8 protein-coding genes are annotated in these 14,920 nt (G+C 38.8%); all 8 read left to right on the top strand.

Annotated elements, in window-relative coordinates:
• Positions 1-71: 71 nt before the first annotated feature.
• Positions 72-2,342: a glycosyl hydrolase family 95 catalytic domain-containing protein gene (locus VYM24_RS23145; RefSeq protein WP_330941017.1), complete on the top strand. Its 2,271-nt coding sequence runs from the start codon at positions 72-74 to the stop codon at positions 2,340-2,342.
• A 14-nt stretch (positions 2,343-2,356) separates the two neighbouring features.
• A complete protein-coding gene (locus tag VYM24_RS23140) occupies positions 2,357-3,913 on the top strand; it encodes a hypothetical protein (RefSeq protein WP_330941016.1) in 1,557 nt (518 codons plus the stop codon).
• Positions 3,914-4,218: 305 nt separating this feature from the next.
• Positions 4,219-7,368, top strand: coding sequence for a SusC/RagA family TonB-linked outer membrane protein (locus tag VYM24_RS23135; RefSeq protein ID WP_007214629.1), 3,150 nt, complete (start codon positions 4,219-4,221; stop codon positions 7,366-7,368).
• A 13-nt stretch (positions 7,369-7,381) separates the two neighbouring features.
• Positions 7,382-8,965: a RagB/SusD family nutrient uptake outer membrane protein gene (locus tag VYM24_RS23130; protein ID WP_007214630.1), complete on the top strand. Its 1,584-nt coding sequence runs from the start codon at positions 7,382-7,384 to the stop codon at positions 8,963-8,965.
• A 26-nt stretch (positions 8,966-8,991) separates the two neighbouring features.
• Positions 8,992-9,696 carry a hypothetical protein gene (locus tag VYM24_RS23125; RefSeq protein WP_244436439.1) on the top strand — a complete coding sequence of 235 codons (705 nt, stop codon included), beginning with the start codon at positions 8,992-8,994 and terminating at the stop codon, positions 9,694-9,696.
• Positions 9,697-9,715: 19 nt separating this feature from the next.
• On the top strand, positions 9,716-10,684 hold the full coding sequence (locus VYM24_RS23120; protein ID WP_044264544.1) for a hypothetical protein: 969 nt from the start codon (positions 9,716-9,718) through the stop codon (positions 10,682-10,684).
• Positions 10,685-10,774: 90 nt separating this feature from the next.
• A complete protein-coding gene (locus VYM24_RS23115) occupies positions 10,775-11,446 on the top strand; it encodes a TonB-dependent receptor plug domain-containing protein (protein WP_044264546.1) in 672 nt (223 codons plus the stop codon).
• Positions 11,447-11,772: 326 nt separating this feature from the next.
• Positions 11,773-14,919 carry a SusC/RagA family TonB-linked outer membrane protein gene (locus VYM24_RS23110; RefSeq protein WP_330941015.1) on the top strand — a complete coding sequence of 1,049 codons (3,147 nt, stop codon included), beginning with the start codon at positions 11,773-11,775 and terminating at the stop codon, positions 14,917-14,919.
• Position 14,920: the final 1 nt, after the last annotated feature.

Genomic DNA, 14,920 nt, shown 5'->3' with positions numbered 1-14,920 from the left:
TTGAAATAATATTGCAAGCCTTGTTGGTAAGATACGTCTATTTTTGTTTTTTAGATAAATGATTATAGACTATGAATACACACAAGGCTTTTATTTTGGGCGTAGCATTGCTGAGCACTATTGGGGTGAAGGCTCAGTTTGCCATTGATAACTATAAAGCTGTCTTTACCTCATCCCCACAGCATGTTCCCACTACCAAAACTCCGGATGCTCCTTTAGCCGGTAATGGAGATATCGGTATCACAATGGGAGGTACTCCTGATAAACTCTGTTTTTATATTGGTAAAAATGATTTTTGGAGGGCTTATCCTGTTTATCCGGGAGGAATTGCGCTTCCGGGTGGACTGAATATAGAGATAAAAGAACTGCAAGGATCTACTTACTATGCGGAACAATTGCCCGGATCTGCTGAAATCAGAACTAAATTCACAACTCCTCATTGTCAGTTGGATTTGTCTGCATGGGTTGCTGCAACGGATAATAAGATTATCATTGAATTGCAATCGGACAAAGCCGTTACTGCCCATTTGCGTCTATGGGCTGCGGAAGGTAATACTTCGACTACTGCGGGAGGCAAAGATAAAGTAATGTGGGTAAGTCGTTCATTTGAAAATACGGAATTGCTGCGTTGGCCTACTCATGTGGCATTGGCTCTAAACTCAAGTTCTGATGAATTCTTCTTGATTCCCGGTAAGAAAGTACAATTGGTTATATCTGTTTATACGAATCATGATACACCGGATTGGAAAAACAAAGCAATTACAGAAGCAGAGAAAGTAACGGAAAAGGGTGTTGAGCAATTACGGAAAGAACACCGTTCCTGGTGGAATCATTTCTGGAAACAGTCTCATATTGATATAGGTGATAGTTATTTTGAAAAGTATTACTATCAGTCGCAATATTTGTTTGCTTGTTCTTCCCGTGAGGGTAAGTTTGCGCCTGGTATATGGGGACCATTTGTTACGCGTGACGAAGCGGCATGGGGAGGTGATTATCATCTGAATTATAATTATCAGGCACCTTACTGGGCGTCATTTTCTTCCAATCATATTAGTCTGACGGATAATTTTGATCAACCTCTATTAGATTATATGGAGGCTGGACGGAAGCATGCACAGGAATTACTGAATTGCAAAGGTATCTATTATCCGGTGGGTATCGGTCCTAAAGGTTTATGTACAGCTATGTGGCCGTTAACTCCTGAAGAAATGCAGGAAAAGTATTCTACTCGTGAAAATACAATTGATGGTGGTTATAAGTTTCTGGGACAGAAAATCAATGCGGTGTTTAGTGTTGGAAATATGTTGATGCGATATTACAGTACGTATGATGAGGCGTATGCCCGTAAAGTATATCCGTATCTTCTGGCCTGTGCGGATTTTTGGGAAGATTATCTCTCTCTAGAGAATGGACGTTATGTCATTCGTATGGATCATTTCAACGAGGTGATGCCTAATAAACGCAATGGAGGTGTCTGGCGTAATCGGTTAGGTGATTTTAATTCAACTCTTTCGTTGGGTTTGGTTCGTATGCTGTTTCAGGGTGTGATGGATATGAGTGATTTCCTTTCCATTGACAAGATACGTCAATCCCGTTGGCAGGATATTTTGGATAAACTGAGTGAATACCCATTGGGAATTACAGAAGACGGACGTCAAAGTTTGAAGAATATGGAGAAGGGACCTCAGGATAAAGAAGTACGCCCATCGGGGCTGAACAGGGTATCTATTCATGGCTTGATTCTCCCCGCAGGTGTTGTGGGACCCATGACAGATGCGGCTTTCAATACTATCTTATTGGAAGATGTGGCACATTGGTCGGAAAAGCAACGTGACCCGAATGATTGGGGAAATACATCTAATAATGGAATTGAAACTTGTTATCCCGGAGCTGTACGTGTGGGGTATCCCTCGGATAAGATTCTATCTTATTTGAAGAAGCGGATTGAGATGGATGTATATCCCAATTCCTGGATTGTGCAAGGTGGGGGAGGCATCGAAACTTTAGCCGCTGTGCCTCTTACTATTAATGAGATGTTGTTACAAAGCTATGAGGGGGTTATTCGTGTTTTCCCCAATTGGAATCAGAAGAAGGATGCATCTTTTGAGAATCTGAGAGCTTATGGTGCGTTTTTGGTTACTTCTACTTTGAAAGAAGGACTAATTCAGGGAGTAACTCTGGTTAGTGAGAAAGGACGTATCTGTAAAATAGAGAATCCATGGAAAGGATGCCCTGTGCAAGTTATCCGGGAAAACGGAAAAGCAGACGTTCTCTATGGAGAATATCTGCAAATACTGACTGTAGCGGGTGAAAAAATTGAACTGAATTTATATACAAACTAATAATTGAGAATAGAATGGAACGTGTAAAGAAACTTGTAGGAGGTGTACTGGCGATAGCACTTTGTGTAAGTGTGTCCGCTCAAACCAAATTACCTCCGGGCTGGCAATCCAGCTATGTGAAAATTACTCCGAAAGGGGAGTTAGCTTATTATCCCGATAAACAGGGAAATACAATACCGGATTTTAGCCGGGTTGGTTATCATCATGGTGATAAATCAATTCCTGATTATCCGGTAACAAAAACTGTATATCCTGTGGAAAAAGGGGATAGTCGTCAGAGAATTCAGGATGCAATAGATGAAGTATCTCGTATGCAACCGGATAAAGACGGACACCGTGGAACGGTTCTGCTGAAACGGGGAGTATATCATGTTCATGGAACGATTCATATAAATGCAAGTGGAGTAATTTTAACCGGAGAAGGGGATAATGTGAATGAAACTCGTCTATTGGCTATCGGTAAGCAGCGTTTTTCATTGATAGAAGTATCTGGTAATGGTAGAATGGAGGAAGTATCCGGAACAAGGGTGAAGATTACGGATGCTTTTGTACCAGTGGGAACACACTCTTTTCAGGTTTCTTCTGCTGCAAATTTTAAAGTGGGTGATCGTATCATTGTTTATCGTCCGGGAACAGAGAATTGGATACATGATATTAAGATGGATCAAATCGTTGAACGCCAGGGAACCCGCCAATGGACAGCACGGGAATATAATCTTTCTTTTGAACGTGAAATTACAAAAGTAGAAGGTAACCGTATTTATATTGATAATCCGGTAGTAATGCAAATGGAAGAGAAATATGGCGGTGGTGAAGTCTTTAAGTATACATTTGATGGTCGTATCAGTGAAGTCGGGGTAACTAATATGTGTTTGGAATCTGAATTTGAACATTATGAGGATAACGAGCATGGTTGGATTGGTGTTCAGTTCGATAAAGTGGAAAACTGCTGGGCGCGTAATCTGACTTGTCGCTATTTCGGGTATTCAGCGGTAAGTTGTGAACGCAATGCGAAGAATGTAACTGTGATGGATTGCCGTTGTCTAGAAACAAAATCTCTGATAACCGGTGGACTGCGATATTCTTTTAATAATTGGGGACAGCAAAATCTGTTTATGAACTGTCAGAGTACAGAGGGGCGTCATGACTATGTGACGGGTGCACGTGTATGTGGTCCCAATGTATTTTATAATTGTACGGCTTCGCAAACTTATGCGGATATAGGTCCTCACCATCGCTGGGCAGTTGGAACCCTTTATGATAATGTGATTACCGATGGAGAAATCAATGTGCAGGATCGTGGTAAAATGGGAAGTGGACATGGCTGGGCCGGAGTAACTCAGGTACTTTGGAACTGTCGTGTGAAGCGTGCTGCTGTACAGAGCCCCTGGACATCAGGATATAATTATAGCTTTGGTATGAAGGGTGAAAAATATCCGGGAGTTTTCATCGATCGTCCGGATGGTGTTTGGGAAGGACAGAATGAGAAGAATGTTTTCCCCCGTTCACTTTATATAGCACAACTGATGGCTCGTCATAGGAATATGGACTTGCTAATACTGACTAAGTAAGCCGGAATTAGCTTGTAATTTGCTGTTGTAAAATCGTGATTGTTGGTAATGTGTTGGTTTATAGATTGTTATTCTTTGTTTTGTTTACAGTCTATAACACTTTGAGATATAATTGATAGCATTTGATACAATCTTTAAATCTTGTTTGAGGAAATTGTTGTTTGTTTGCGGTGTGGAAAACAATGATGTTTAACTTTAAAAATGATGTATTGATATTATGTAAAAACAATCTATTATGAACAACTCAAAAAGAATTTCAGGTGAAATCCCTTGTTAATTTAAGTCTAATTTAAAAAAGTAGTTTAATGAAAAAGAAAGAACACAAATCGAAATCGCTATTATGGCGGTTTTTCCTCGTTCTGTTTGCATTTTCTATGAGTTTTAATCTATATGCTCAGGAAATAACAACAACTGGTACGGTTGTCGATCAAAATGGGGAACCTCTAATTGGAGTAACGGTTTCCGTTATGAAAGGTAGTAATGGAACAATTACTGATATTGATGGTAACTTCTCTATTAAATGTAACAAAGGTGCTACATTGAAATTTAGCTATATTGGATATAAGGACGCAACGCAGGTGGCAATGGGTACTAAAATGAATATAGTACTAACGGAAGACGCCCAGGCATTGGATGAAGTTGTAGTCATAGGTTATGGTACGGTAAAGAAGAGAGATTTGACAGGTGCTATCTCCACTGTAAATGCCAAAACGATTGAAGAACGTCAACCGACTGATATCTTTCAAGCATTACAGGGGGAAGTGTCCGGTCTGCAGATTTCCAATAACTCAGGTGCTCCTGGAGATACAGGTACTATGCTGATTCGTGGTGCTTCTACTATGGGATCAGGTGTTACTCCGTTATACATTGTAGACGGTGTGGCAGTAGATAATATTTCTACTATCAATCCTGCCGACATTGAAAGCATGGAAATTTTGAAAGATGCTGCTTCAGCCGCTATTTATGGTTCCCGTTCGGCTGCTGGTGTAATTATCATCAGTACTAAACGTGGTAAAGAAGGTGCTCCTGCCAGAATTTCAGTGAAGTATAACCACTCAATGAAGAAGCTAGGACATAAGATTGATCAGGCAAATGCATTTGAACGTTATTTGAAAGAAAGAGCCGGTAATGCAGGAACTTCTTTATGGAAAACCAGTAATGACTCTTTGCATCCCAACTTCATGGCTGATAATGACTATCAGGATTTGATTACTCGTATGGCTCATTCTAACCAGGTTGATATTAATATCAGTGGTGCAAAGAATAAAATGAGTTATTATACAAGTATCGGCTATTTGAACGAGCAAGGTATTGTACTAAATAGTTATTTGAATCGTGTAACTTCCAGAACTAACGTTGATTTCGCTGTGTCGGATCGTTTCAAATTAATGAGCCGTTTCAATGTGGCTTATACTGATAAGAATAACATCAATACCGGTGGTGTAATCAATCAGGCATTACGTCGTCCGCCACAAATGGCACTTTACTTTCCTGACGGATCTTATGTATATAATAATGGTGGTCAGTTCAATCCGATAGCTGATGCTTATGAACGTGTTAATAAAAGTGTTTCCTACTCAGTTTCTTTGTATCAGGGAGCGGAATTTCAGCTTATGAAAGGCTTGATCTGGTCTGCCAATGTACAGGGTGAATTGAAAGTTAACCGTAATGACCAGTTGATCCGTGGAGATTTAGTTTCTTCAGGTATCAGTTCCGGTTCTAATGATGCAAAAATCCCTCGCAAATTATCTGCGGAAACTTACATTAACTTTGCCAGAGATTTCAAAGATCATTCAGTAGGCGCTATGTTCGGTACCAGTGTCGAGGATTGGCGTGATGAAACATTCCACTTAGAAGGTAGCGATTATGTATCAGAATCGATCCTTACTTCTAACGCTCAGCAGGTGAAAGACCTGACAAAAACTAAGACTACTTATGAAAGTCATGCTATGGCATCTTTTTTCGGACGTGTAAACTATAGTTATAAAGGAAAATATATATTTACGTCAAATCTTCGTTATGATGGTTCTTCACGTTTTGTTGGTAACCGTTGGGGATTATTCCCGTCTGCATCTGTTGCATGGCGTGCTTCTGATGAATTCTTCTTTGACTGGGCAAAACCTGTACTGACTGATGCTAAATTCAGACTTAGCTGGGGTACAAATGGTAATGAACGTGTAGGTAACTATGAATCAATTAACCAATATAATATTGGTTCATATTATAATGGCGTCATCGGAGTTACTCAAACGGATAAGCTGGCCAACCTTGATTTGAGTTGGGAATCGACGGAACAAACTAATATTGGTTTGGATGTGACATTACTTGACGGACGAGTTTCTTTAGTGGCAGAATATTATATCAAGAAGACTAAAGATTTGTTGGCCGATGAAGTTATCCCTTCAGAATTAGGTGTTAGTAGTATGCGTGTCAATATGGGTAATATTGAGAATAAAGGTATTGAGCTGACAATAAATGCAACTCCTGTTCAACTTCGTGATTTTTCATGGCAGACCACTCTTACCTATACTAAAAACAAGAATAAAGTATTAAAGCTATCGGAAGGCAAGAGCTTTGTGGAAGATGGTAAATACTTAATTGAAGAAGGTTCGCCTTTGGGACAATGGTTCGGCCAAAAAGCCTTGGGTATTTATGCCACAGATGAAGCAAATGCATATATCAAGAATAGCGACGGTTCATTTGGTGACCGCTTGATTCCTGTGTATCAAAGAGATCCGAATAACTATAATAACTATATTTATGGTTCTAACGGTAAACCCATTTTCTCACACTATGAGACAAAAGGTGGTCAGAAATATGCAGGTGATGTAGGTCAAATGACTACCGCTGGTTCGGTGAGCAAAGGTGGTGATATAATCTGGGATGATTTGGATCATGATGGTGTAATTGGTGATTCGGACAGACGTATTTTGGGTAATGGTATGCCTACATGGTATATGGGATGGACTAACTATTTGAATTACAAGAATTTTTCATTATCCTTCTCGTTCTATGGAAGTTTTGGCAACAAGATTTATAATAAACAACGCCGTGACCTGTTACAAAATTCATCATCGAATATGACTCCATTAGCAAGAGACTGTTATCGTTTGTGGAAATATCAGGGACAAATAACAGAAGTTTATAGTAGTGCCAAAGCAACAACTGGTGTAAACAATGCGCGTGAACTTTCTTCTTTCTTCCTGGAAGATGGCGACTATATTCGCCTTACAAATACTCGTTTAGCTTATAGGGTTGACCGTAATCTTATCAAACGGTTCCATATCTCCGATCTTCAGTTGTATGTATATGGAAACAACCTTCTGACTTGGACAAAATACAAAGGATTTGATCCGTCAAGTATTTCCAATAGCAATGTGCTGCGTCCGGGTATTGATAACGGACGATATCCTACCGCAAGAGAAATTGGTTTCGGACTAAATGTTAACTTTTAACTTGTAACAACTTATGAAAAGATTAAAATATTTACTGATCGCTGGTGTCAGTCTGCTGCTCACTTCTTGTGAGAACTTCTTAGACAGACAACCCGAAAGTTCGCTGTCGGGCGAAACTTTCTGGACTTCGGAACAGGATTTGAAAACCTGGAATGCAGGTATGTATGACGGTCTGCAATCTACCTTACGTACAAACTGGTTCTATTGGGGCGAACTTCGTTCCGGTGTATATGCAGAACGTGGTACGGCTTACGACCGTAACTTACTATACAATGGTTTGAATTCTCAGTCGGGCTCTTCCAGTTGGAGTGATCTTTATAAAACAATTTATCGTGCGAATGCGGCTATTAAGCATATTCCCACCAGCCCTATAGGCAGTTCTGTATCTGCTCCATATTTAGGTCAGGCTTATGCAATGCGTGCATTGATGTATTTTTATGCTATACGTGTATGGGGCGGCGTACCTAAAATCACTGAACCCATGGAAGATGTCTCTTCGCAGGAACGATATTATGGAAGGACTTCTGTAGAAGAATTGAAAGCTTTTATTCTGGAAGATATAGAGAAAGCATTAGAACATATTGGTGCTTCTACAGATATGTCTAGTGCCAGTAAGTACTATTTAAACCGCGGAGCTATTATGGCATTGCGTGTAGATGTATTGATGTGGTATAAGGAATATGACAAAGCGCTCGTAGCTGCTAATGACTTACTGACAAACTATAAATATAGTCTTGAACCGGCATCTACCTATTCCAGTATGTTTTTGAATCCATCAAGTTCTAAAGAAATGATATTCAATCTTTTCTGGAACTATGAAGAAGACAGCAACGGCTTTGGATATGCTCAGGAACTTGCGTCAGGTTCAAACACCATCCGATATCATCCGACAAAAGCATATTATAAGGAATTGGTATCCCGTAAGAGAGAAGATAACCGCGTCACTATGATTATGGATACATTTGCTATCAGCTATTTCATTACTCCTGACGAGATGATAGACGAATCGTATGAAAAAGCAATGAACGGTGATTATGGTAATGCCGCTAATTTCCAGATTAAATGCCCGAAATTCACAGAATACGGAGCAACTGCTAATGATGGCAGGCCCGGATATTCCTATGTTGCTAACGGATCATGTTCTACCCATATGCCAATTTATCGCTTAGCAGATATCTTGTTGCTAAAAGCTGAAGCTTTAGTATTAGGTACGCATAAAGATTATCAAGGCGCGATTAATATCGTCAATCAAATACGTGAACGTGCAGGTTGGGAAAATACTGCAGTTTTAGAGGATTACCCAACCGAAAAAGATTTGATTAAGTTGATTATCGATGAACGTACCATTGAGCTTTGGGCAGAAGGTAAACGTTGGTTTGATTTGGTACGCAATGATATGGTAAAAGAATATTTAGATCCATATTTGCAGAATGAAGACTTGGGTGATCAGAGAATTCCGGAAGGTTTTGTTATTGGTGCTGAGAAAGAAGCTAATCAGATTGGTGGTTACGGCAGAATTTTGTGGCCTCTGAATCAGGATGTATTCCGTAAGAATCCATCTATGAGAGGACAACAGAACAAACCTTATGAAGAATAACAATAATGTTTTAAACAATAATGAATATGAAAATCTTTAGATATTTTATAAGTCTGGCCTTATTTTGCATTTCACTGAGTTCATGCACCTTGTTTGACCTTGATTTTCAAAGCAACGAGGAATATGAAGCAAAAAAAGCGGATAATAAGGTAAATATGACAATCTGGGAATTTATCCAGAGCCGTCCTGATATATTCAGTTCTTTAATTGAAGGTATTCAGTATGCAGGAATTGAAGACTTGTATAAAGAAGCAGGAAATACGCATATATTGCTGACCAATAGCGCTCTTAGCAGTGGGGATAATTGTTTTTGGAAGAAAAATCCGGTGATGCTTCCAGGAACTACGGAAGCCGCAGCTGCTACTGCATGGGAGCAATATGACAAGAAAGTGGTAAAAGAATTACTGACTTATCATATTGTAAGAGGAGAATGGTCATATTTTAATATAGATTCTTCGGACCGTTGGATCGGGACTTATGGAGAAGGTAGCTTTTCCTACAATAAAGATGGTCAGACACTTCAAGGAGATACTGCAGTAATGTGTGTCAAGGCCGGACATGACCGTAACCTGCCGCTTCAATTGAATAATTTTGAATGGAATTTTAGAGGATTGTTAGCTGCATCTTCCGGTAGTTGTCGCACCACTAACATTCATGCACGTGATGGTTATATCCATGTATCTGACTGGTGGCAACCTCGCCCATCGAGATATTTTTTGGGTCAAGAATAAATTAATAATATAGAAACGTATGAAAAAACTAATATTCAATATTGCTATATTAATATGTGTGATCTTCACTTCCTGTTCAGACGATGACAGTGTAAATATTGTTTCATTGAACACTTTCGGCACAAAGTTTTGCCGTAATGATGTGGTGAAAGTATTTGTTTCTGCCGAACTCAGTGATGATACAGATGTTAGTTATGAATGGGGATGCGATGGTGGAAGCATGACAAATCCTCAAGGACTATTTGAGAATGTATGGAAAGCTCCGAATGAAGCCGGAACTTATGAAATTTGGTGCACGGTGAAATGTGGTGGTAAGAAAGAAACCCGTCGTTCCAAAATGACTGTACTGGATGAACTGTTTTACTCTAACTTTGAGACTCCTTATTATAATGAAGGCTGGTCCAATGCATCTATGACAGTAGCATTTGACGCTAATAAGGGAACGAATGGTGCAGTTAAATTAACTTCCACTAAAGCTGACGGACGTTTTGCCCGTAGCTGGAATAATGTATCTGTTCCTTTCTCCACACAAGTGGACTATGCAGTAAATGCTTGTCCTTCAGATAATAATTTTGCAGAGATCCGTATTGAATTTGCCCGTATCAATAATGCCACGTTTTATGTAACTAAGGCATGCTTTACGACCTATCCCAAAACAGGAGCATGGAAAGCAACTTATACAACAACCAATGTGACAACAGGAAAGACGGAAGATATTACAATAGATGAAGGTACGGATACGGCAAACTTTAAGTTTAAAAAGGATGCTTTCAAAACTATTGCGGTATCAATCGATGCAAATAAGAAATTCATTGTTTACTATGATGGCAAGAAATATTTTGAGAGCAGTGCATTAGCCAGTGTGCAGGATCAATATTATGTATCCCGCTCTGGTTTCGGATTGGACAACAAAGTCGTTATTTTTGCCGATAATCTATTTGTATTTGATAATGGTACAATCTGCACAGCCGCACCTCGTGAAAGATAAATAATCAATCTCATTCATTTAAAAAGGAGAGAATATTAGACATACATATTGTGTTTGAATATTCTCTCTTTTTATTAATATTATAAAGATATGAAACATCGTATTCTGATTTTATTATCAGCTATTCTGATTTCACTGGTTGGAACAGCACAGGACAATGTGGCAGGAGTTATCCTGAATGAAAAGGGTAAACCGGCCAAAAAGATAAAAATGCGGGTAAAGGGGCGCATGAAGATGCTTTCCACTTCATCAAAAGGTACATTTGAACTGGATAATGTGAAAACAGGCGATACACTGTTGGTATATCCTAACAGGAAGTTGGTGGCTTATGTGCCTATGTCGGGAATTCCAACCTATACCATACATCTGGGGAAGAATTCATTGCGCTATGCCACGAATGAAAAAACAATAACCTGCATGTATCAGGAAATACCGGAACAAACCTATAATAGCAATATTATCACTTATGAGAGAATCCGGCAATTAGACGTCAACAATTTAATAGATTTGCTGCGAGGTAATATTGCCGGATTGCAGATTAATTATTCAAACGGACAAATGAAGGCTTCAATACGGGGAAGTTCATCTTTTGCCCTCAGTACCGAACCGCTTTTCATTATAGGCGGAACCGAATATAATTCATTGGAGGAAGCCAATAATGCAGTGTCAGTAGAAGATATACAAGAAGTTGAGATTAAAAAAGATGGCTCTGAATATGGAATGAAAGGAGCTAATGGCGTTATCATCATACGGATAAAATAATCCTTCGTTAACTCTTCTGCCATGAAAAACATCTTAAACTGATTCTCCCATAAAATGAAGTTATTTTTGGGGAAATTATTATCTATTGCAATAAAAATGCAAGCTTTTGAGATGCAACTGATATTAGGTTAATAAATTCATTCCTTTCTTTGTATTGTTGTTAGTCTAACCACATTATGAATGTTCTAATACTGATTTTATAGCTATGTATATTATTTTTATATACATATGCTATGGTTTATGTAATAGAAATGTTTAATAATAAAACGAGAAAGCGTTGGAAAAATGCTTTGTTTATTTAAGTCTAATCAAAAAAAGTAATTTTAATGAAAAAGAAAGAACACTTGTCGAAATCGCTGTTATGGCGTATTTTGTTGGTACTGTTGAGCTTCTCTTTTGGTACTATAGTACATGCTCAGAATATAACAGTAACAGGAAGCGTAGAGGATCAGAATGGTGAACCGTTAATTGGAGTGACAGTTGCAGAATTGAACACTACTAACGGAGCAATTACTGACATTGATGGTAATTTTTCTATTAAATGTGTTAAAGGCTCGACTCTGAAGTTTAGTTATATTGGCTATAAGGATGTAACTAAAGTCGTTACTGAAAGTAATCTGAAAATTGTATTGACTGAAGATTCACAAGCTTTAGATGAAGTAGTTGTAGTAGGGTATGGTACGCAGAAAAAGGGAAGTGTGACGGGCAGTGTAACTAGTGTTGATGCCAAAGCTATTGAAGATTTTCCATCAGCTAATCTGTCTTCAGCATTAGCAGGACGCCTTTCAGGTGTATATATAACTCAAGGAACAGGTAAACCGGGAACTTCAGCCTCTTTTAGTGTACGCGCTAAAGGTACTCCTAACAATTCTGACCCACTATATGTTATTGATGGAGTAGTAAGGGATAAGATGGCGTTTGACGCACTGGATGCCAGTGAGGTGGCTAATATATCAGTATTGAAAGATGGTGCATCGGCAGCAGTTTATGGTGCCCGTGCTGCTAATGGTGTTGTATTGATTACCACAAAGAAAGGTGGAAATGCGAAACCAACTATCAATTATACTGGTACGGTAGGTATCGATGTAGCTGCTATGATTCCGGAGACGCTTAGTGCTTATGAACATGCTGTTTATTTGAATGACCGTGCTATACAGGGTTATCTTAACAATGCCATTTGGAATCCGAATGTAGAACAGCAAGATCCGACTACCAAGTCTTCTTGGTATACAGATGACGAGTTGGCACATTTCAAAACAACTGATTATAGTTTTCTGGATGATGCATGGAAAACTCCATGGTCTACTCGTCATGCTATCAATATTACCGGAGGAACCGAAAAAGTACGTTATTTTATCGGTGGTTCTTATTTCTATAATGTAGGTTCATTTGATAATTTGAAGTATTCTAAATATAATTTCCGTGCTAGTATTGATGCTGATATCAGTAAGAATTTTACAGTTGGTTTGAATATCAGTACAGATAATCGTAAAGATACCAAACCTAATTGGAAATCCGACGGTGACCGTGATCGTATGAATGACTTATACAAGGGATTATTGCTCCGTACCAAGATGATTCCAAGTATGATTGATGGAATGCCAGTAGGTAACTTTATTGAATGGCATCCGTTAATGCTTATTAGCGAAGAATCGGGTTTACATACTAAGAAATGGCAAAATGTTAATGTCAATGCGACTGCGGAATATCGAGTTCCCTTTGTAAAAGGTCTGAAACTGAAAGTACAGTATAACCGTACATTGGATAATCGATTAATTAAAAAGGTGAACTTCCCGTATGAAATGTATAATTTCCAGACTGCCGGAACGAACAATCATTATATTGACCCGAGTAATGTAGTAGTATCTACCAAAACTCGTGATGACGGTAACTATGTATTTAAAGAAAACCAGTTGGCAGAAGAATATCAATTAAACCTATTTGTAACTTATGACCGTAAGTTTGGTAACCATGATTTAAGTGCATTATTTGTTTATGAACAATCTGAAGGTGATAGTGAGAAATTTGATGCACAGCGTAATAAACTAATCACTTGGGAAATGCCGGAATTTTTCGGTGCAAGTGGTGATGCTTCTGAATCTATTGTTGGAGCTGGCTCTGTAAGTGAAAGTGGCCGCCTTTCCTACGTAGGGCGTCTGAACTATGCTTATGCAGACAAGTATCTACTGGAAGCTGCATTCCGTGTCGATGGTTCTACAAAATTTGCTCCTGATCAACGCTGGGGTTTCTTCCCCTCTGTTTCAGCAGGATGGCGTATTTCCAGTGAACCTTTCTTCTCAGAGAATATCAAGTTTATTGATTATATGAAACTGCGCGGTTCTATTGCTACATTAGGTAATGATGCTATTGGCGGTTGGCAATGGATGGCTCGTTACGGAATTACTACAGGTGCCGTATTCAATGGTTTATCTTATGGATTGGAGCCTAAGGAAGTTCCTAATCCTAAATTGACTTGGGAGAAATCAACTTCTTACAACATCGGTTTTGATAGCCGTTGGTTTAGAAATAAATTTGATTTCAGCTTTGAATATTTCTATAGACGTACATACGACATTCTTGATAATCTGAATGTGAGTGTACCTACTACATTTGGTGCATCTTTGCCAAAAGAGAACTATTCGGAGGTTAAATCCCGTGGTTTCGAAGTAGAACTGGGGTACAATGACAGAATCGGTAAATTGGACTATTATTTAAGAGGTAACTTTAGTTTTGCAAACAGCTGGTGGTCCAAGAAAGATGAAGCAGAAAATATCCGGGCATACAAATCTGAAATCGGTCAGTCATTGAGCCGTGAATGGGGATTTGAATGTATTGGAATGATTCGTACCGAGGAACAGTTACAGCAATATATGGAAGAAAATCCGAATATGACTATTAAAGGACAGAAACCCGGTTTAGGTATGTTGATATACAAAGATGTACGTGGCCCTGAGAGTGATGAACCGGATGGTATCATTACAGATGATGACAAAGTTGTTATTATTGAAAATAAAGTAGCTCCTATCACTTATGGCTTCACGATTGGCGGTAAATGGAAAGGGTTCATGCTTGATATATTCTTCCAAGGTATGGCCGGTCATAAGAAGTTGATGGATTTCCGTGGTAATGGTATCAATGCCCATACAAGTACATTCAAATATTATAATGACCACTGGACCCCGGAGAATACAAATGCTTCAATGCCGGGCGCTACACAGTATAAGAATAATGAAGCTTCTTCCTTTTGGGTACGTAATGCTTCTTTCTTGCGTTGCAAAAATATATCCATATCTTATGATTTGCCGAAGACATTTGTTCAGCGGATAGGTATTGAGAAAGCAAGACTTTTCCTGAATGGTACAAATCTCTTCTTATTACAGGATAAAGTAAAATGGATGGATCCCGAAGCAACGAGTATTTCAGACTATCCTGTTATGAGAAACTTCTCATTTGGTTTGAACCTAACGATCTAAT

The organism is Bacteroides sp. MSB163 (genome assembly GCF_036416795.1).
Lineage (GTDB): Bacteria > Bacteroidota > Bacteroidia > Bacteroidales > Bacteroidaceae > Bacteroides > Bacteroides maternus.
The sequence above is the reverse complement of the archived record's forward strand: the minus strand, read 5'-3'. Positions and strand labels throughout refer to the sequence as shown.